The following is a 19,596-nucleotide window of genomic DNA, read 5'->3' as shown; positions in this document are numbered from 1 at the left end:
ACCCCGCCAGTGGGTAATTGGCGGATACCCGACGCACTCAGCGTAGACGCACTGTGCGGTTTTGGTGCAAAAAATTTTAATCGCTGTACTGAATTCATACAGCATGACTGCTGAGTGATTGCGAACAGGTCGTTGTCTGTCAGTCATTTCAGCATTTTTTGCATGATCATCGGTTCTGTAATGGTGCGCCCTTGCGAAAAATGTCTCATGTCGGGGCGCGCATTCTGCAGGTCGCTCGAATTTCGATGGGCCTTCGGCCGTGGTTCGTCGTGAAGGCGGTGGTGTTCACAGGTATGCTGCCGTCCTGTCGCTTGGTGCGTCGTCCTGCGTGGAGGGGCGCTAAGCTGAAAATGATGACTAGACGGGAGTGCGCGCAGTGTTCGCTTTAGATCCACGACTTCAACAAGACACGTTACCGATCGGGGATTTCCCGCTCAGCCGGTTGCTGTTGTCCAATGATTCGAACTACCCGTGGTTCATCCTGGTACCTCGTCGCGACGATATCAGCGAGATATTTCAGTTGGATGTCGCTGATCAGGTGCAACTCTGGAAGGAAACGACTGCGCTGGCGGAAATGCTCAAGGACTCGTTCGACACGGACAAATTGAACGTCGCGGCCCTGGGTAACGTCGTCAGTCAGTTACACATGCATGTGATTGTGCGCAAGCGTGAGGATGCCGCCTGGCCAGCCCCGGTCTGGGGCAAGCACCCGGCGAAGCCTTACAGTGCAGAGCAGATCGCGGTGATTCGCGAACGGCTGCGTCTGGTGTTGACCGATGACTTTACGTTTCTGGAGGGTTGAATCATGAGCCTGGAAGAACGCGTTACCGATCTGGAGAGCCAGCTGGCCTTTCAGGATGACACCATCCAGGCATTGAGCGATGTGCTGGCGACGCAGCAGCGTGCCGTAGAGCGTCTGCAACTGCAAATGGCAGCCTTGCTCAAGCGCCAGGAGGAAATGGCCGGCCAGTTCGAAACGTTCGAAGAAGAAGCGCCACCGCCGCATTACTGAACATGCAGGCGTAAAAAAACCGCGAGCAGCCTGGCTGTTCGCGGTTTTTTTTAGCCTTGAATCAGCGTCGCGGAAGAGCGGCGATCACGTCTTCGGCTTGCAGGCCCTTGTCACGATTCATGACGGAGAACTCCACGCGCTGGCCTTCGACCAGGACGCGATGACCTTCGCCACGAATGGCCCGGAAATGCACGAAAATATCATCGCCGGAATCACGGGAAATAAACCCGAAGCCTTTGGAAGTGTTGAACCACTTCACGGTGCCGGTATCGCGGTTGGTCATGTCATAGCTTGGCGAAGCGGTGGCCGGTGAAGATTTGTAGAAGCTGATGGCCAGATGAAGAAGCACGGCGATCAGGGCTGCCACCAGGCTGAACAGTACGGCAGGTTGACCGGCGATGACAGGCATCGGCGCGAGCAGCGTCAGGGTTTGCAATACGACAGTCAGAACCAGCAGGGCGCTGACCAGGTTTTGCAGTTGATGACGCGGGCCTTTGTTCCAGTAAGGGATTACAGGTGCGAGGGTAAGGTTGAGCAGGCCGAAAAAGGCCAGGTAAAGCGCATCGGGTTGTTGCAGGTAAGGAACAGCTTCGGATCGCAGGCTAGGGATGAAGGACAGCAGCAGGGCCGCTGCGCCCATTAGCAGGTGGACGATTTTCAACATTTTGATTAACTCACGTTAAGACGGATCACAAGGAAGAGCTGATAGAGCACGGTTCGCTTCAGAACAATAAGAGGCGTTGGGCACGTACTCGTTATCAGCCTATGCGCAACGCCCGGAAAAATAGGGCTTTGCGACACACTGCCTATTTAACAGCAAAGCTTGCGGCTACTCAAATCAGGGAGTCCAGCGGTGCATCAGGGGCGATATGTCGCAGGGAGCGGGGGCATTCCCGCCTGCGGTGTGGCGACAGGCTTGCTAGAGTGGTCCTGCACCTGTCGGATGAATTTGATCACCTTTAGGGGAAAAGCATGGCAATCGATATCGGTATCAGTGAAGAGGATCGCAAGTCCATCGTCGACGGACTTTCGCGTCTGCTGTCGGACACTTATGTACTTTATTTGAAAACCCATAATTTCCACTGGAATGTCACCGGTCCCATGTTTCGGACCCTGCACCTGATGTTCGAGGAGCAATATAACGAGTTGGCCCTGGCGGTCGATTCGATTGCCGAGCGCATTCGCGCGCTGGGCTTTCCTGCTCCGGGTGCCTATTCCATTTATGCGCGCCTTTCTTCTATCAAGGAGGAGCCGGGCGTGCCCAGCGCAGAAGGCATGATCAAGCAACTGGTCGAAGGGCAGGAGGCCGTCACGCGTACGGCGCGGGGGATCTTTCCCCTGCTCGACAAAGTCAGCGACGAGCCCACGGCGGATTTGTTGACCCAGCGTATGCAGGTTCACGAGAAAACCGCATGGATGTTGCGCGCCTTGCTGGATGAGTAACGCGTTCAGTGCGCGGATGGAGCCTTGCAGGTGTTATCCGCGCGCTGTCGTTTCGGCCTCTCTTCGTTGAATGATCTTGCGCCAGTAGGTGTAGGAATTTGTCCGGACTAGGACGGTCTCCATGATCCGCCTTCAGTTGTTGGCTTATCCTACGTGGATGGTCAAAAAGTCATCTGGATATAACTTTGCGCCTGCGCTTTTATAAGAATCACAGCATGACTCTTATAAGAACCAGGGATGGCAAAGGAGTGTCAACGGTATGGTTTATGAAGACAGGCGAAGTGAGGGGAGGAACGGTTCATTCAAGGATGTAAGGATCGATCCGTTTGTCAGTGAGTTCGATATGGGCCTGGCCCAGCCATTATCCCGATCCGTACGCTTGAATGGCTTTGCCACCTGCTTGCGGCTTGAGCAGGTGTATTGGGATATTTTGGGGGAAATGGCCAGGATCAATTGCTGTTCGGTCAGTGCGTTGCTGTCTCACGTGGATCGAGAAGTGCATTTGCGTCACGGCGGGGTGGAGAATTTCAGCGGGCTGGTGCGGGTTGTCTGCGTTGTGCACAGCCTGAAGGAAGGGAGTTGCGTCGTCATGGCCTAGCCGTGATGGCGGAATGCATCGTGTGTCAGTCTGTGCAGTCTTACGGCTGCACAGGCTGCATTTAATGGATATAATCCCGCTCTTTGCCGCAAAACCCAGCGTGCGCGGTAGCAATCTGATCGCCGAGACAACCCCCATGCCGATGTACGACTATCAATGTGCTTCCTGTGGTCATCAGTTGGAAGCCATTCAAAAGATCAGCGCAGCACCGCTGGTCGACTGCCCTGCCTGCCAGGCGCCAGAGCTCAAGAAGATGCTGTCCATGCCGGGCTTCCGCCTTAGCGGCACCGGCTGGTACGAAACCGATTTCAAGACCGGTTCCAAGAAGAACCTGGCCGGCGGCGATAAAGCCGACTAGGGTCTGGAACCTGAGTTGAACGACACGTGCGAGCTCTTGCACCATCCCGTGTGCAAGGCCTCTAACCGAATTTCGAATTACGAGAAGTGAAACCACTACCATGATGCGCAGCCATTATTGCGGCCAACTGAACGAAAGCCTGGAAGGCCAGGAAATTACCCTTTGCGGATGGGTTCACCGTCGCCGTGACCACGGTGGGGTGATTTTCCTCGATATCCGTGATCGTGACGGTCTGGCCCAGGTGGTGTTCGACCCGGACCGCGCTGAAACCTTCGCCGCCGCCGACCGCGTGCGCAGCGAATACGTGGTTAAAGTGACCGGCAAGGTCCGCCTGCGTCCGGCCGGTGCCGGCAACGCCAACATGGCGTCGGGCATGATCGAAGTGCTGGGCTACGAGCTGGAAGTACTGAACGAATCGGAAACCCCGCCGTTCCCGCTCAACGAATACTCCGAAGTGGGCGAAGAAACCCGACTGCGCTATCGCTTCCTTGACCTGCGTCGCCCGGAAATGGCCGAGAAGCTGCGTCTGCGTTCGCGCATGACCACCAGCATCCGTCGTTACCTCGACGAGAACGGTTTCCTCGACGTCGAAACGCCGATCCTGACCCGTGCCACCCCTGAAGGCGCACGTGACTACCTGGTGCCGAGCCGTACTCACGCCGGTTCGTTCTTCGCCTTGCCGCAATCGCCACAGCTGTTCAAGCAGCTGCTGATGGTGGCCGGCTTCGACCGTTACTACCAGATCGCCAAGTGCTTCCGCGACGAAGACCTGCGTGCCGACCGTCAGCCTGAATTCACCCAGATCGACATCGAAACCAGCTTCCTCGATGAAAAAGACATCATGGGCCTCACCGAAGGCATGATCCGCAACCTGTTCAAGGAAGTGCTGGATCTGGAATTCGGTGAATTCCCGCACATGACCTTCGAAGAGGCCATGCGTCGTTACGGTTCCGACAAGCCTGACCTGCGTAACCCGCTGGAACTGGTGGACGTTGCCGATCAACTGAAAGAAGTCGACTTCAAGGTCTTCAGTGGCCCGGCCAACGATCCGAAATGCCGTATCGCTGCCCTGCGTGTTCCTGGCGCAGCGAGCATGCCGCGCAAGCAGATCGACGACTACACCAAGTTCGTCGGCATCTACGGTGCCAAGGGCCTGGCGTACATCAAGGTCAACGAGCGCGCCAAAGGCGTTGAAGGCCTGCAGTCGCCAATCGTCAAGAACATCCCTGAAGCCAACCTCAACGTGATCCTCGATCGCGTTGGCGCAGTGGATGGCGACATCGTGTTCTTCGGTGCCGACAAAGCCAAGATCGTCAGCGAAGCCCTGGGTGCACTGCGGATCAAGGTGGGTAACGACCTGGACCTGCTGACCTGCAAGTGGGCGCCAATGTGGGTCGTCGACTTCCCGATGTTCGAAGAAAACGACGACGGCAGCTTCACTGCCTTGCACCACCCGTTCACCGCGCCGAAATGCACCCCGGAAGAGCTGGAAGCCAACCCGGCGACCGCCCTGTCCCGTGCCTACGACATGGTTCTGAACGGTACCGAGCTGGGTGGCGGTTCGATCCGTATCCACCGCAAGGAAATGCAACAGACGGTATTCCGCCTGCTGGGTATCAATGAAGCGGAACAGGAAGAGAAATTCGGCTTCCTGCTCGACGCCCTGAAATACGGCGCGCCGCCGCACGGTGGTCTGGCCTTCGGTCTGGACCGTCTGGTGATGCTGATGACCGGCGCCCAGTCGATCCGTGAAGTGATCGCCTTCCCGAAAACCCAGAGTGCTGCCGACGTGATGACGCAAGCACCGGGTGTGGTTGATGCCAAGGCATTGCGCGAACTGCACATTCGTCTGCGCGAAACGCCAAAGGCTGAGTAAGGCTGACCCTGAAGGCGCATCCTCATGGGATGCGCCTTTTCTTCAGGTCGAGATTTTTTGTTTGCTGGCCGGCACTTCGTGTGTGGCGGGCAATGTTTCAAAGAGAATTCGGAGCGAGTTATGGCGGGTCATTCCAAGTGGGCGAACATCAAGCACCGCAAAGAACGTCAGGATGCCAAGAAGGGCAAGATTTTCACCAAGTGGATTCGTGAACTGACCGTTGCTGCCCGTCAGGGCGGCGGTGATCCGGGCTCCAACCCGCGTCTGCGACTGGCCCTGGACAAGGCGCTGGGCGCGAACATGAGCCGCGACATCATCGATCGCGCGGTGGCTCGCGGTGCCGGTGCTGCCGACACCGATGACATGGTCGAGCTGACCTACGAAGGCTACGGCCCGGGCGGCGTGGCGGTGATGGTCGAGTGCATGACCGACAACCGCAACCGCACCGCAGCGGCTGTTCGCCATGCGTTCAGCAAATGCGGCGGTAACTTGGGAACCGACGGTTCCGTGGCCTATCTGTTCGAGCGCAAAGGGCAGATTTCCTTCGCGCCGGGCGTGGATGAAGACGCCTTGATGGAAGCGGCGATGGAAGCCGACGCCGATGACGTGGTCACGAACGAAGACGGCTCCATTGACGTGTTCACCTCGTTCGCCGGTTTCTACTCCGTGCGTAATGCGCTGGAAGCCGCCGGTTTCAAAGGTGATGACGCGGAAATCGTCATGCTGCCGACCACCAGTGCCGAACTGGACCTGGAAGGCGCCGAGAAAGTCCTCAAGCTGATCGACATGCTCGAAGACCTGGATGACGTGCAGAACGTCTATTCCAACGCGGATATCCCCGAGTCGGTGGCCGCACAGCTCGGCTGAAGGTGTCCCCTGTAGGAGCGAGCCTGCTCGCGAAAAACCTGAGAGCGCCGCGCTAATTCAGGTGTGGCGCGTTATCGTTAACGTCCATCGCGAGCAGGCTCGCTCCTACAGTGTTGTGGGTTCGCCACGCACATTCATTACAACCCGCAGGCGTTATGACTTTAATTCTTGGTATCGACCCCGGTTCGCGCATCACCGGCTATGGCGTGGTACGCGATACCGGGCGTGGCTGCGTGTACGTGGCGTCGGGCTGTATTCGTACCGGTTCCGGCGAGTTGCACGAGCGTCTGCAAATTGTCTATCGCGGCGTGCGTGAAGTCATCCAGACCTACGGCCCGGTGACCATGGGCATCGAAAAGGTGTTCATGGCGCGCAACGCCGATTCCGCGCTGAAACTCGGTCAGGCCCGAGGCGCGGCAATCGTTGCCGGTGCCGAAGAGAATCTGGAAATCGCCGAATACACGGCCACCCAGGTCAAACAGGCAGTAACCGGGACCGGCGCGGCGAATAAAGAGCAGGTGCAAATGATGGTGATGCACATGTTGAAACTCACCAGCAAACCGCAAATCGATGCCTCGGACGCCCTGGCCATTGCCATTTGCCATGCTCACACCCGCTCCAGCCTGTTGCCTCATGGTCTGGGCACGGCACGCAGTCGTGGCGGGCGCCTGCGTCTCTGATAGCATCAGCAGTCATTTTTACGGAATGAGGGTTTTGTGCCTGTGTTGTCGGCGCAACACCCTTGTTCTGTCAGTCGCCAGCCACCGAACTGGCCAACGCTCAAGGATCTGAAACGTGATTGGACGCTTGCGCGGCACACTGGCTGAGAAACAGCCGCCGCACCTGATTCTGGATGTAAACGGTCTGGGGTATGAGCTTGAAGTGCCCATGACCACGCTGTATCGCTTGCCGTCGGTCGGTGAACCGCTGACGTTGCACACCCATTTGGTCGTACGCGAAGACGCGCAGTTACTCTATGGTTTCGCCAGCAAACGTGAGCGAGACTTTTTTCGCGAGTTGATTCGTCTCAATGGTGTAGGGCCGAAATTGGCCCTGGCGTTGATGTCGAGTCTGGAAGTCGATGAACTGGTACGTTGCGTGCAGTCCCAGGACACCTCGGCCCTGACCAAGGTGCCGGGCGTGGGCAAGAAGACCGCCGAGCGTTTGCTGGTGGAACTCAAGGATCGCTTCAAGGCGTGGGAAACTGTGCCGGCGATGTTTGCCCTGGTGCCAAACCAGCCAGGCGGGCCGGATATTGCGCCGGTCGCCACCGCGGAAAATGACGCCGTCAGTGCGCTGATTTCCCTGGGCTACAAGCCGCAGGAAGCCAGCAAGGCGATTTCCGCGATCAAGGAGAAAGGTTTGAGCAGTGAAGACATGATTCGCCGTGCCCTGAAGGGAATGATCTAAGTGATTGAAGCTGATCGTCTGATAGCCGCCACGCCGGGCCCGCGCGACCGCGAGGAAGTCCAGGATCGGGCGATTCGTCCTGTCAGTCTGGCCGAATACATTGGCCAGCCGACCGTTCGCGAGCAAATGGAGCTGTTCATCCAGGCTGCCCGTGGGCGTAACGAATCCCTGGACCACACTTTGATCTTCGGCCCGCCGGGCCTGGGTAAAACCACCCTGGCCAACATCATCGCCCAGGAAATGGGTGTGTCGATCAAAAGCACCTCGGGCCCGGTTCTGGAGCGTCCGGGTGACCTGGCTGCGCTGCTGACCAATCTCGAGCCGCACGACGTGCTGTTTATCGACGAAATCCATCGGTTGTCGCCGATTGTCGAAGAAGTGCTGTACCCGGCCATGGAAGATTTCCAGCTCGACATCATGATTGGCGAGGGCCCGGCTGCCCGTTCGATCAAGCTGGATCTGCCGCCGTTCACGCTGGTGGGGGCGACGACGCGCGCCGGCATGCTGACCAACCCGCTGCGCGACCGCTTCGGCATCGTCCAGCGTCTTGAGTTCTATAGCACCGCCGACCTGGCGACGATTGTCAGCCGTTCGGCGAACATTCTTGGCTTGCCACTGGATCCCGAAGGCGCATTCGAAATCGCCCGCCGGGCTCGTGGCACTCCGCGGATCGCCAACCGACTGTTGCGCCGGGTGCGTGATTTCGCCGAAGTTCGCGCCAAGGGCCACATCACCAAACCGATTGCCGATCTCGCCTTGAATCTGCTGGATGTCGACGAGCGTGGCTTCGATCACCAGGACCGGCGTCTGCTGCTGACCATGATCGAGAAGTTCGACGGTGGACCGGTGGGGGTCGACAGTCTGGCCGCCGCGATCAGCGAAGAACGTCACACTATTGAAGACGTGTTGGAACCGTATCTGATCCAGCAGGGCTACATCATGCGCACGCCGCGGGGGCGGGTGGTCACCCGGCATGCGTACCTGCACTTTGGTTTAAACATTCCGTCACGATTGGGCGAGATGCCCGTGGTAGACGAGTTCCTTGATGCAGTGGACGATTAATTAATCTTTGCGCGCTTATTTTTCGGGCATTGTGCTGTCCCAGGACCGTACTTTCGCGAGAAAGCCGCAGATCAATGAAAAACAGTTGCCTGGCCGGATTGGCAACCTGAGGAGTAAGCACTAGAGTATGCGCGCGCAAAACGGGCTTGAGCCTTTCGCACATCGTTGTCGCGTTTATTACGAGGACACCGATGCGGGCGGCATCGTGTATTACGTTAATTACCTCAAGTTTATGGAACGGGCTCGAACCGAGCGGCTCCGGGAGCTGGGCTTTGCCCAATCCCAGCTGGCAGGGGAGGACCTGTTGTTTGTCGTGCATTCCAGCGAAGCGCGTTACCACGCGCCGGCGCGACTGGACGACGAGCTACTGGTAAGCGCTGAAGTAATCGAATTGAACCGTGTCAGCCTGCGCTTTAAACAGCAGGTCAGGCGAGCCACGGATAATGCGCTGCTCTGTGAAGGGCAGTTTTTGGTGGCCTGTGTGCGCACTGAAAGTTTAAAACCCCGGGCCATTCCCGAAGCTCTACGTGCGGCCTTTGCCGACGTGAGCGGCGCGGGTACACACTCAAAGCAGGAGATAAAGCGTGGAAGCTAACGTCGTCGACCATTCCTCCATGTGGAGCCTGGTCAGCAATGCCAGTATCGTGGTGCAACTGGTAATGCTGATCCTGGTAGCCGCATCGGTGACCTCATGGATCATGATCTTTCAGCGCAGCAACTTGCTGCGCGCCGGTCGACGCGCCCTGGAGAGCTTCGAAGAGCGCTTCTGGTCGGGTATCGACCTGTCCAAACTGTACCGTCAGGCCGGCAGCAACCCGGACCCGGATTCGGGCGTCGAGCAGATCTTCCGTGCCGGCTTCAAGGAATTCTCCCGTCTGCGTCAGCAGCCAGGCGTTGACCCGGAAGCGGTCATGGAAGGCGTGGCCCGCGCCATGCGCGTCGCCATCTCCCGCGAAGAAGAAAAGCTCGAGCAAAGCCTGCCGTTCCTCGCCACCGTCGGTTCCGTCAGCCCTTACATCGGTCTGTTCGGTACGGTCTGGGGCATCATGAACTCCTTCCGTGGCCTGGCAACTGCCCAGCAAGCGACCCTGGCCACTGTGGCTCCAGGTATCGCCGAGGCACTGATTGCAACTGCGATCGGCCTGTTCGCCGCCATCCCTGCCGTTATCGCTTACAACCGTTTTGCCGCTCGCAGCGAAACGCTGATCGGCCGTTACTACACCTTCGCCGATGAATTCCAGGCGATCCTGCACCGCAAAGTGCACACCAGCGAAGAATAAGCAGGTAATTTCCAATGGCTTTAATCGCTCGAGCTCGCAAAAAGCGCAAGCCGGTTGCCGAGATGAACGTAGTGCCTTACATCGACGTGATGCTGGTACTGCTGGTCATCTTCATGGTGACCGCGCCGATGCTCAATCAGGGCGTGAAAGTTGATCTGCCCAAGGTTTCCAGCGAAGCCTTGCCGCAGGACAACAACACCCAGGTCCTGACCATTTCGATCAAGGCTGACAAGACCTACTACTGGAACCTTGGCAGCGAAGTCGACACTGAAAAGCAGCAGGACAGGGCAATGACCTTGCCTCAGATGACTGATGCGGTGACCAAGATCATTCGCGCCGGGACTGAAGGCGGCAAACGTACCCAGGTGTTCATCCGCGGCGACAAAACCGTCGATTACGGTTCCGTCATGGGTGCCATGGGCGGATTGCAGAAGGCCGGGGTCGGTAATGTTGGCTTGATTACCGAGGCACCCTGATGCAGCAAATGCGAGAGCCATCCGCCTCGGAAAGCTACTTCTGGCCTAGTGTCCTGGCGATTGTCTTGCACGTGCTGGTTTTCGGCATGCTGTTCGTCAGTTTTGCCTTCACACCGGAGCTGCCGCCGGCCAAGCCGATTGTCCAGGCGACCCTGTACCAACTGAAGTCGAAAAGCCAGGCGACCACCCAGACCAATCAGAAGATTGCGGGTGAGGCGAAGAAATCCGCCGCGCGCCAGACCGAAGTCGAGCAGATGGAACAGAAGTTGATCGAGCAGGAAGCGATCAAGGCTGCGGAACAAAAGAAGGAAGACGCGGCTCAAAAAGCCGAAGAATCCAAGAAGGCCGACGAGACCAAGAAAGCGGAAGAGGCTAAAAAGGCTGATGAAGCCAAAAAAGCCGATGAAGCGAAGAAGACCGCCGAGGCCAAAAAGGCTGAAGAGAAACAATTGGCTGATATAGCCAAGAAGAAGTCCGAAGAAGAAGCCAAGAAGGCTGCTGAAGAAGAGGCCAAGAAAGCGGCCGCTGAAGAAGCCAAGAAGAAGATCGTCGAAGACGCGAAGAAGAAAGCCGCGGAAGACGCCAAGAAGAAATCTGAAGCTGAAGAGGCGAAGAAGAAAGTCGCCGAAGATGCGAAGAAGAAAGCTGCTGCCGATGCTGCGAAAAAGAAATCGCAGGAAGCGGCACGTAAATCCGCCGAAGAGAAAAAGGCTCAGGCCCTGGCAGATTTGCTTTCCGACACGCCTCAGCGTCAGCAGGCCTTGGCGGATGAGCAGGGTGACGAAGTCGCCGGCAGTTTCGATGACCTGATTCGTGCTCGTGCAGCGGAAGGCTGGGCTCGTCCACCTTCGGCACGCAAAGGCATGACGGTCGTGTTGCAAATCGGCATGTTGCCGGACGGTACGGTGACTTCGGTCAGCGTGTCCAAGTCCAGTGGTGACGGTCCGTTTGACGCGTCGGCAGTTGCTGCGGTCAAGAATATTGGACGTTTGACAGAAATGCAGGGAATGAAGCCGAGTGATTTCGCTCCGTATCGTTCATTCAAGATGACATTCACACCTGAGGATCTAGCCTTGTGAGAAACCTTCTTCGAGGAATGCTTGTCGTGATCTGCTGCCTGGCAGGGATTGCGACGGCAGATGAAAAAAACATTCTGGTCACCAGCGGCAGCGATCGGGCTACTCCGATCGCCGTCGTACCGTTTGGCAACCAGGGCGGCAGCGTATTGCCGGACGACATGGCCGAAATCATCGGTAACGACCTGCGCAACTCGGGTTACTACTCGCCGATTCCAAAGCAGAACATGATCAGCCAGCCGAGCCAGGCCAGCGAAATCATCTTCCGTGACTTCAAGGCGCTCGGCGCCCAGTACGTCATGGTCGGCAGCATTGCTCCGGCGGGCGGTCGCCTGCAGGTTCAATACGCTCTGTTCAACGTCGCCACCGAACAGCAAGTGCTGACCGGCAGCGTGTCGGGCAGCGTTGATCAACTGCGTGACATGTCGCACTACATCGCGGACCAGTCGTTCGAAAAACTCACCGGTATCAAAGGTGCGTTCTCGACACGTCTGCTGTACGTGACTGCAGAGCGTTTCTCCGAGAAGAACACGCGCTACACGCTGCAACGTTCTGACTATGACGGTGCCCGCGCCGTGACCCTGCTGCAATCGCGCGAGCCGATCCTGTCGCCGCGTTTTGCACCGGATGGCAAGCGCATCGCTTATGTGTCGTTCGAGCAGAAGCGTCCGCGCATCTTCATGCAGAACATCGATACCGGTCGCCGTGAGCAGATCACCAACTTCGAAGGCCTGAATGGCGCGCCAGCCTGGTCGCCGGATGGCAATCGCCTGGCGTTGGTTCTGTCGAAAGACGGTAACCCGGATATCTATGTGATGAACCTGGGTTCGCGTCAGCTGACCCGTGTTACCAACGGTCCTGGCATCAACACCGAACCGTTCTGGGGCAAGGATGGTAATACCCTTTACTTCACCTCCGACCGTGGCGGCAAGCCACAAATCTACAAAACCAGCGCCAGTGGCGGTGGTGCGGAGCGTGTGACTTTCATCGGCAACTACAACGCCAATCCGAAGCTTTCGGCTGATGAAAAGACCCTGGTGATGATTCACCGCCAGGATGGCTTCACTAATTTCAAGGTGGCGGCCCAGGATTTGCAGCGCGGAAGCGTAAAAATCCTCACTGATAGCACTCTGGACGAGTCGCCTACTGTTGCGCCCAACGGCACCATGGTAATCTACGCCACCCGCCAGCAGGGCCGGGGAGTCTTGATGCTCGTGTCCATTAATGGACGCGTAAGGCTCCCGCTTCCTACCGCACAAGGCGAAGTCAGAGAACCTTCCTGGTCCCCTTACCTGAACTGACGCGGCGCTACACGTTGTACTTAACACACTGGGGTTCATTAGGAGTTTCACGATGGAAATGCTGAAGTTTGGTAAATTTGCTGCGCTGGCTCTGGCCATGGCTGTAGCTGTAGGTTGCTCGTCCAAAGGCGGCGACAATGCCGGTGAAGGCGCTGTTGATCCAAACGCTGGTTACGGCGCTAACACTGGTGCCGTTGATGGCTCCCTGAGCGAAGAAGCTGCTCTGCGCGCAATCACCACCTTCTACTTCGAATACGATAGCTCGGACCTGAAGCCAGAAGCCATGCGCGCTCTGGACGTTCACGCCAAAGACCTGAAAGCAAACGGCGCTCGCGTTGTTCTGGAAGGCAACACCGACGAACGTGGTACTCGTGAGTACAACCTGGCACTGGGCGAGCGTCGTGCGAAAGCCGTTCAACGCTACCTGGTACTGCAAGGTGTTTCCCCAGCTCAGCTGGAACTGGTTTCCTACGGCGAAGAGCGTCCAGTTGCTACCGGCAACGACGAGCAGTCCTGGGCTCAAAACCGTCGCGTCGAACTGCGTAAGTAATTCGTCATGCGAACGTGCCGTCGTGCTGTAACTGTTTTGGCTCTCAGCCTCGCACCGCTTGCGGTGTGGGCTGCGGTTCCTGTGGTCGATAATGACTCCGGCTATAACAATAGCGGGAGTAGTTATCCGCCTGCGGGTTACGGTACGAACGGCGCCTATGCCGGGGGAGGGGTTTCGGCCCCTGTCTCGGCACAGGGCGAGCTGTTCAACCAACTGCAATCGATGCAGGAGCAGATCTCGCGCCAACAAGGTGTGATTGAAGTTCTGCAAAATGATGTAGCGCGCATGAAGCAGGAAAACCTGGAGCGATACCAGGATCTTGATCGGCGCATAGGAACCGGCGTTGCACCAGCCGCGACTCCTGAGAATTCTTCTGCCGGTGGCGATCTGAATGCCCCCGGCGCAGCAGCGGGTGCAGGGGCGGCAGCCGCTCAGGCTCCTGCCGCGGGTAGCGAACCGGCGGATCCAGCGAAGGAAAAACTGTATTACGATGCAGCCTTCGACTTGATCAAGGCCAAGGATTTCGACAAAGCCAGTCAGGCTTTCTCCGCTTTCCTGCGCAAATACCCGAACAGCCAATACGCGGGCAACGCCCAGTACTGGTTGGGCGAAGTAAACCTGGCCAAAGGCGATCTGCAAGGTGCAGGTCAGGCATTTGCCAAGGTTTCGCAGCTGTACCCAAAGCACAACAAAGTGCCTGATTCGCTGTACAAGCTGGCTGATGTAGAACGCCGCCTCGGTCATCCCGACAAGGTAAAAGGCATTCTGCAACAGGTTGTGTCCCAATATCCGGGCACTTCCGCCGCTCAGCTGGCCCAACGCGATCTGCAACGTATGTAAGCCTGCTTGACCCATTTCGAAGAAACCCGCGCTTGTCGCGGGTTTTTTCGTTAGAATTCACGCCCTTTTTATGAAATACGCTTTTTGGGGCCTGCGCGTTGGCGAGGTTCCTTGAAGTGCTGACGGAGGCGGACAGCCTGTTTAGCTGTTACGCCCGTGGCGACTATGCAAGACACATTGAGAATTACCGAAGTTTTCTACTCGTTGCAGGGGGAAACGCGGACTGCCGGGCTGCCCACAGTATTTGTGCGCCTGACCGGTTGCCCATTGCGTTGCCAATACTGCGACAGCGCCTATGCGTTCACTGGCGGCACTGTCCGAACGCTCGACGACATCCTCGAGCAAGTGGCCGGTTTCCGCCCGCGTTATGTGTGTGTCACCGGCGGAGAGCCGCTGGCGCAACCTAATGCCATCCCATTGCTCAAGCAGTTGTGCGACGCCGGTTACGAAGTGTCACTGGAAACCAGTGGTGCGCTTGATATCTCGGCGGTAGATTCACGCGTCAGTCGCGTTGTCGACCTGAAAACCCCAGGTTCGAAGGAAGCGCACCGCAACCGCTATGAGAACATCGAGCTGCTCACCCCCAACGACCAGGTGAAGTTTGTCATCTGCTCGCGGGAAGACTACGACTGGGCCGTGTCGAAGCTGATTCAGTACGGTCTGGATCGCCGAGCCGGTGAAGTGCTGTTCTCGCCAAGCCACCATGACCTGAATGCTCGGGATCTGGCCGACTGGGTGGTGGCGGACAACCTGCCAGTACGTCTGCAACTGCAGCTGCATAAATATCTTTGGAATGACGAGCCGGGGCGCTGATATGACTGAACAATCGAATACTGCTGAAAAACGTGCGGTCATCCTGCTGTCCGGCGGCCTCGACTCGGCGACGGTCGTGGCCATGGCTCGCGCTGAAGGCTACAGCTGCTACACGATGAGCTTCGATTACGGTCAGCGGTCTCACGCCGAATTGCACGCCGCTGAACGTGTTGCCCGGGACTTGGGTGTGGTCGAGCACAAGGTCATCGGTTTGAACCTGAACGGCATCGGTGGCTCGGCACTGACCGACAGCAGCATTGATGTGCCGGAAGAGGCTGGTGAAGGCATCCCTGTGACTTACGTGCCTGCTCGCAACACCGTGTTTCTGTCCCTGGCGCTAGGCTGGGCCGAAGTGCTCGGGGCGCGCGACATCTTCATTGGCGTTAACGCTGTCGATTACTCCGGCTATCCGGATTGCCGTCCTGAGTTCATCGAGTCCTTCGAGCGCATGGCCAATCTGGCGACCAAGGCCGGTGTCGAAGGCAATGGCTTCCGCATTCAGGCACCCCTGCAAAACCTGAGCAAGGCGCAGATCGTCCAGGCGGGCGTGAAGCTGGGCGTCGATTACGGTCTGACCGTTTCCTGCTATCAGGCGGACGATAAAGGCTACGCGTGCGGCAAATGCGACAGCTGCCGACTGCGTGCGGAAGGCTTTGCAGCAGCCGGAATCAGCGATCCAACACCTTATTTTTGATTTATTTCAAATTAGGTGTTGAATAGTCCTTAAAAATCAGTATTATACGCGCCACCACACAGCGGGTCGTTAGCTCAGTTGGTAGAGCAGTTGGCTTTTAACCAATTGGTCGTAGGTTCGAATCCCACACGACCCACCATTTTTATAGCAGTTTTAAAAGTCTGGAAGGCCCACGAAAGTGAGGATTTCCGGATTTTTTTTTGCCTGCGATTTAAGGTCTGCCTGGTTCAGGGGTGCTCCCCGTGACGCAGGTCAGAATCATCTTTTGCATCCGCACGATATTCTGTAGCCTTGCGCAGTTTCACGCTGTCCGTGCCTGATGATACTCACTCTCCCGGCGGTACCCTCAAGTGGTCCGGAGCCGGGTGTATACTCGACTTTCGCGCGAATGCGCCTGCAGGTCTTGCGAACATGACGCAGATTTCCGAACGCCTTCTGGTTCAAGCCCACCTCGATGCCAAGCAGCCCAAGCCGCTGACGGTCGAGGAGGAGGCCTATTACCGTGCTGCCATCGCCGCCGAGCTCAAGGCTCAGGACGCAGTGCTGGTTGCGCACTTTTACTGTGATCCGGTTATTCAAGCCCTGGCTGAAGAAACCGGAGGCTGTGTCTCCGACTCGCTGGAGATGGCCCGCTTCGGCAATGCTCACCCGGCCAAGACCGTTGTGGTTGCCGGTGTGAAATTCATGGGCGAAACCGCCAAAATCCTCAACCCTGAAAAACGTGTGCTGATGCCGACCCTGGAAGCGACCTGCTCGCTGGATCTGGGTTGCCCGGTGGACGAGTTCTCGGCGTTCTGCGATCAGCACCCGGAACGTACCGTGGTGGTGTATGCCAACACCTCGGCAGCGGTCAAGGCCCGGGCGGACTGGGTTGTTACATCAAGCTGCGCTCTGGAAATCGTTGAAAGCCTGATGGATAACGGCGAAACGATCATCTGGGGCCCGGACAAACACCTGGGCACCTACATTCAGCGCCAGACCGGTGCGGACATGTTGCTGTGGGACGGTGCCTGCATCGTTCACGAAGAGTTCAAGTCCAAGCAGCTCGAAGACATGAAAGCGCTGTATCCGGACGCGGCGATTCTGGTGCACCCGGAATCACCGACCTCAGTGATCGAGCTGGCGGACGCTGTCGGTTCCACCAGTCAGTTGATCGCAGCGGCGCAGAGCCTGCCGAACAAGACGCTTATCGTTGCCACCGACCGTGGCATCTTCTACAAGATGCAGCAGTTGTGCCCGGACAAGGTGTTCATCGAGGCGCCAACAGCGGGTAACGGCGCGGCGTGTCGCAGTTGCGCGCACTGCCCGTGGATGGCGATGAATACGCTTGAGCGCACGCTGAAGGCCTTGAAAGAAGGGGCGAACGAGATCTTTGTCGATCCGGCGCTGATTCCTCAGGCGATTCGCCCGTTGAAGCGGATGCTGGACTTCACTCAGGCTGCGCGGATGAAGCTGGCCGGGAACGCCTGATAGCTGTCAGGCAAATTGAAAAACCTGTGGGAGCGAGCCTGCTCGCGATGGCGGAGTGTCAGCAAACATTAATGTCGGCTGACACTCCGCCATCGCGAGCAGGCTCGCTCCCACAATGGTTTTACGCTATCCGATTATTTGGTTTTCTTCGGGATCCGCACCAGTTGGGTGCCTGAATAGATGTCATGCCAGCTGCGTTTCTGTTTGTCGAACAGCGACCAGATGAATCCAAGGCCGACGCACAGCAATGATGCGATCGACACGACAAAGCGCAGCAGCGCCTGCCACAGGCTGATGGATGAGCCATCGGCGTTCTGCACGCGGATGCACCATACCTGCATGCCCAGCGTCTGCCCGGACCAGGTCCAGAACTTGGCGAAGAAGCCGAACAGCACGAACAACAACACCGTCGACAGCAACGGATCACCGTCCAGCGCGCCGGCTTCGGTCAGGGTACGCATTTTGTCTTCGCCGATGATCGCCATCTGGATCATCTTGTAGAGGCCGCTGGTGACGATCAACAGAGCAGTGCACAACAGAAAATCATAGAACATCGCTGCCAGGCGACGGCCCAGGGGCGCGGCGGGAAAGTCGCCCTGAGGGGTGAGCAGGTGTTTCGACATGGCAGGGCTCTCGACGGAAAAAGAAGCCATTTTACGGATTTACGCGCACAAAAAAGCCCCTGATGTCAGCATCAGGGGCTTTTTCGTTACAGAAGGTTAGGCTTCTGCTTGTACTTCGTCAGCCTGCATGCCTTTCTGGCCTTGCACGGCGATGAAGGTCACTTTCTGGCCTTCTTTCAGGCTCTTGAAGCCGTTGCCCTGAATAGCGCGGAAATGCACGAACAGATCCGGACCGCTTTCTGGAGTGATAAAACCAAAACCTTTCTCGTCGTTAAACCACTTGACGGTACCGCTCTGACGTTGGGACATTTCTTATTTCCTTTGACGCAAAAATTAATGACAGTCTCTTTCTCATGAAAGAGTACTGGGGCTGGTTGCAGGGAGAGTAAGAAGACGCCGAACGGGATGTAGCTAACTTGTAGGCTACTGCCCAGGTCACGATTCCAAGCGACCCATGCAAACACAGTGAACAAACTCTACGCCAACTACGGGAGAAAAAACAAGCCCCGTGAGAAGCCCGGTTTTACTCAGGTTTCTGGCCATAAGTGTGTTCACTAGTTCCAGCTTATTCGATGCGGTGGTTCAATTGCTTTCGATTGTTATAAGCAGGGTTCATAAACGAAAGCTTGCACTCTTTTATGGCGGTTGCGTTACACATTAGTGCACTGTTAACGCAACCGCGTTACTTATAGAAACAGTCAATCAACCACGATAGTAGCGTTGTGCAACGAATGGCATTTTGCTTACAAGCAAAGGCACCTTTTTCCCACGAACAATTGCGAACACAGGTGTGTCGATGGCGATGTATGCGCTGTCGAGGTAACCCATGGCCAAAGGACCGCTCAGAGTCGGACCGAAACCACCGCTGCAAACGCTACCGATGATGTCGCCTGCTTCGTTGACGATCTCTGCGCCCTCGCGCACGGGTGTGCGTTCCTGCGGCAACAGGCCTACACGCTTGCGGCTGACACCGGCTTGCTGCTGGGCGAACACGGTTTCAGCGCCAGGGAAACCGCCGGCCCGCGCGCCATCGGCACGTCGAGGCTTGGAGATGGCCCACAGCAGGCTCGCTTCAATCGGAGTGGTGTCGGTGTTCATGTCGTGGCCGTAGAGGCACAGGCCGGCTTCCAGGCGCAGCGAATCACGAGCGCCCAGGCCGATGGCCGCGACTTCCGGTTCGGCCAGCAGGGCGCGGGCCAACGCTTCGGCATTGGCTGCCGGCACGGAGATTTCGAAGCCGTCTTCGCCGGTGTAACCCGAGCGGCTGACAAAGCAGTCCACGCCCAGCAACTTCACGCGGGCGAACTGCATGAACGTCATTTTCGCCACTTCCGGCGCCAGGCGCGCGAGCACCGTGACGGCGGCCGGACCTTGCAGAGCCAGCAGTGCGCGTTCTTCGAACAGCGGCTCGATGGTGCATTGGTCGCCGATGTGTTTGCGCAGGTGCGCGAGGTCCTGATCCTTGCAGGCCGCGTTGACCACCAGGAACAGTTCGTCGTTACCGAGGTTGGCGACCATCAGGTCATCGAGGATGCCGCCCGTCCCGTTAGTGAACATGGCGTAGCGCTGCATGCCCACCGGCAGGTCGATAATGTCCACCGGCACCAGGGTTTCCAGGGCCTTGGCGGCATTGGCGCCGGTCAGGCGGATCTGGCCCATGTGCGAAACATCGAACAGCCCGGCCTGATCACGGGTGTGTTGGTGTTCCTTCATGACGCCCAGCGGGTACTGCACCGGCATGTCATAGCCGGCAAACGGCACCATGCGGGCGCCGAGTTCGATGTGCAGTGCGTGCAACGGGGTTTTCAACAGTTGTTCGGTGGACATATCCAGCTCCTGAAAAAGTG

The 19,596-nt window shown here is 57.5% G+C and carries 24 protein-coding genes and 1 tRNA gene; 21 read left to right on the top strand and 4 right to left on the bottom strand.

The window, feature by feature from the left end; genetic code table 11:
* Positions 1-376: 376 nt before the first annotated feature.
* A complete protein-coding gene (locus K5R88_RS14490) occupies positions 377-802 on the top strand; it encodes an HIT domain-containing protein (RefSeq protein ID WP_226300164.1) in 426 nt (141 codons plus the stop codon).
* Positions 803-805: 3 nt separating this feature from the next.
* Positions 806-1,012: a SlyX family protein gene (locus K5R88_RS14485; protein ID WP_008029236.1), complete on the top strand. Its 207-nt coding sequence runs from the start codon at positions 806-808 to the stop codon at positions 1,010-1,012.
* 61 nt (positions 1,013-1,073) lie between these two features.
* Here the strand turns inward: K5R88_RS14485 and K5R88_RS30815 are convergent, their stop codons facing one another.
* Positions 1,074-1,676, bottom strand: coding sequence for a cold-shock protein (locus K5R88_RS30815; RefSeq protein ID WP_008029235.1), 603 nt, complete (start codon positions 1,674-1,676; stop codon positions 1,074-1,076).
* A gap of 308 nt (positions 1,677-1,984) precedes the next feature.
* Between K5R88_RS30815 and K5R88_RS14475 the strand changes: the two genes are divergently transcribed.
* The 19 genes from K5R88_RS14475 to nadA all read left to right on the top strand — a co-directional run bounded on the left by K5R88_RS14475 (position 1,985) and on the right by nadA (position 17,126).
* Positions 1,985-2,455 (top strand): Dps family protein, encoded by a 471-nt coding sequence (locus K5R88_RS14475; RefSeq protein ID WP_008029233.1) that lies wholly within the window; start codon positions 1,985-1,987, stop codon positions 2,453-2,455.
* 259 nt (positions 2,456-2,714) lie between these two features.
* Positions 2,715-3,053 carry a ribbon-helix-helix domain-containing protein gene (locus tag K5R88_RS14470; protein WP_226300163.1) on the top strand — a complete coding sequence of 113 codons (339 nt, stop codon included), beginning with the start codon at positions 2,715-2,717 and terminating at the stop codon, positions 3,051-3,053.
* A gap of 136 nt (positions 3,054-3,189) precedes the next feature.
* Positions 3,190-3,411: an FmdB family zinc ribbon protein gene (locus K5R88_RS14465; protein WP_010457489.1), complete on the top strand. Its 222-nt coding sequence runs from the start codon at positions 3,190-3,192 to the stop codon at positions 3,409-3,411.
* A gap of 100 nt (positions 3,412-3,511) precedes the next feature.
* Complete coding sequence (gene aspS, locus K5R88_RS14460; protein WP_008029229.1) at positions 3,512-5,287, top strand: aspartate--tRNA ligase; 1,776 nt, start codon at positions 3,512-3,514, stop codon at positions 5,285-5,287.
* Positions 5,288-5,407: 120 nt separating this feature from the next.
* On the top strand, positions 5,408-6,154 hold the full coding sequence (locus K5R88_RS14455; RefSeq protein ID WP_192417091.1) for a YebC/PmpR family DNA-binding transcriptional regulator: 747 nt from the start codon (positions 5,408-5,410) through the stop codon (positions 6,152-6,154).
* Positions 6,155-6,309: 155 nt separating this feature from the next.
* Positions 6,310-6,834, top strand: coding sequence for a crossover junction endodeoxyribonuclease RuvC (ruvC, locus tag K5R88_RS14450; protein ID WP_019693260.1), 525 nt, complete (start codon positions 6,310-6,312; stop codon positions 6,832-6,834).
* Positions 6,835-6,949: 115 nt separating this feature from the next.
* Entirely contained in the window at positions 6,950-7,564 is a 615-nt protein-coding gene (gene ruvA, locus K5R88_RS14445) for a Holliday junction branch migration protein RuvA (RefSeq protein WP_008027783.1), read from the top strand.
* Complete coding sequence (gene ruvB, locus K5R88_RS14440; protein WP_008027785.1) at positions 7,565-8,626, top strand: Holliday junction branch migration DNA helicase RuvB; 1,062 nt, start codon at positions 7,565-7,567, stop codon at positions 8,624-8,626.
* 127 nt (positions 8,627-8,753) lie between these two features.
* Positions 8,754-9,221 (top strand): tol-pal system-associated acyl-CoA thioesterase, encoded by a 468-nt coding sequence (ybgC, locus tag K5R88_RS14435; RefSeq protein ID WP_008027788.1) that lies wholly within the window; start codon positions 8,754-8,756, stop codon positions 9,219-9,221.
* Positions 9,211-9,906, top strand: coding sequence for a protein TolQ (gene tolQ / locus K5R88_RS14430; protein WP_008027789.1), 696 nt, complete (start codon positions 9,211-9,213; stop codon positions 9,904-9,906). Before ybgC ends, tolQ begins: the two co-directional genes overlap by 11 nt.
* A gap of 23 nt (positions 9,907-9,929) precedes the next feature.
* A complete protein-coding gene (gene tolR, locus K5R88_RS14425) occupies positions 9,930-10,382 on the top strand; it encodes a protein TolR (RefSeq protein ID WP_161806672.1) in 453 nt (150 codons plus the stop codon).
* Positions 10,382-11,461: a cell envelope integrity protein TolA gene (gene tolA / locus K5R88_RS14420; protein WP_008038679.1), complete on the top strand. Its 1,080-nt coding sequence runs from the start codon at positions 10,382-10,384 to the stop codon at positions 11,459-11,461. Before tolR ends, tolA begins: the two co-directional genes overlap by 1 nt.
* Entirely contained in the window at positions 11,458-12,759 is a 1,302-nt protein-coding gene (gene tolB / locus K5R88_RS14415) for a Tol-Pal system beta propeller repeat protein TolB (RefSeq protein WP_032832453.1), read from the top strand. The genes tolA and tolB overlap by 4 nt, the downstream gene beginning before the upstream one ends.
* Positions 12,760-12,811: 52 nt before the next feature.
* Positions 12,812-13,309: a peptidoglycan-associated lipoprotein Pal gene (gene pal, locus K5R88_RS14410; RefSeq protein ID WP_008027793.1), complete on the top strand. Its 498-nt coding sequence runs from the start codon at positions 12,812-12,814 to the stop codon at positions 13,307-13,309.
* A gap of 6 nt (positions 13,310-13,315) precedes the next feature.
* Positions 13,316-14,149: a tol-pal system protein YbgF gene (gene ybgF, locus K5R88_RS14405; RefSeq protein WP_008027795.1), complete on the top strand. Its 834-nt coding sequence runs from the start codon at positions 13,316-13,318 to the stop codon at positions 14,147-14,149.
* 165 nt (positions 14,150-14,314) lie between these two features.
* Positions 14,315-14,962: a 7-carboxy-7-deazaguanine synthase QueE gene (gene queE, locus K5R88_RS14400; protein ID WP_192229105.1), complete on the top strand. Its 648-nt coding sequence runs from the start codon at positions 14,315-14,317 to the stop codon at positions 14,960-14,962.
* A gap of 1 nt (position 14,963) precedes the next feature.
* A complete protein-coding gene (queC, locus tag K5R88_RS14395) occupies positions 14,964-15,656 on the top strand; it encodes a 7-cyano-7-deazaguanine synthase QueC (RefSeq protein WP_192417089.1) in 693 nt (230 codons plus the stop codon).
* A 63-nt stretch (positions 15,657-15,719) separates the two neighbouring features.
* Positions 15,720-15,795 (top strand) — tRNA-Lys (locus tag K5R88_RS14390).
* 272 nt (positions 15,796-16,067) lie between these two features.
* Complete coding sequence (nadA, locus tag K5R88_RS14385; protein ID WP_008027802.1) at positions 16,068-17,126, top strand: quinolinate synthase NadA; 1,059 nt, start codon at positions 16,068-16,070, stop codon at positions 17,124-17,126.
* A gap of 134 nt (positions 17,127-17,260) precedes the next feature.
* Here the strand turns inward: nadA and K5R88_RS14380 are convergent, their stop codons facing one another.
* The 3 genes from K5R88_RS14380 to gcvT all read right to left on the bottom strand — a co-directional run bounded on the left by K5R88_RS14380 (position 17,261) and on the right by gcvT (position 19,576).
* The gene (locus K5R88_RS14380; protein WP_226300162.1) at positions 17,261-17,749 is read right to left on the bottom strand and encodes an RDD family protein; all 489 of its coding nucleotides are present in this window, start codon (positions 17,747-17,749) and stop codon (positions 17,261-17,263) included.
* Between the two features lie 96 nt (positions 17,750-17,845).
* On the bottom strand, positions 17,846-18,058 hold the full coding sequence (locus tag K5R88_RS14375; RefSeq protein WP_007977299.1) for a cold-shock protein: 213 nt from the start codon (positions 18,056-18,058) through the stop codon (positions 17,846-17,848).
* Positions 18,059-18,451: 393 nt separating this feature from the next.
* Positions 18,452-19,576 (bottom strand): glycine cleavage system aminomethyltransferase GcvT, encoded by a 1,125-nt coding sequence (gene gcvT / locus K5R88_RS14370; protein ID WP_226300161.1) that lies wholly within the window; start codon positions 19,574-19,576, stop codon positions 18,452-18,454.
* Between the last annotated feature and the right edge of the window lie 20 nt (positions 19,577-19,596).

This window comes from Pseudomonas sp. MM213, assembly GCF_020423045.1.
In the GTDB taxonomy this organism is placed as follows: domain Bacteria; phylum Pseudomonadota; class Gammaproteobacteria; order Pseudomonadales; family Pseudomonadaceae; genus Aquipseudomonas; species Aquipseudomonas migulae.
Note: the sequence above shows the minus strand (reverse complement) of the source record. Positions and strands in the feature narration are given on the sequence as shown.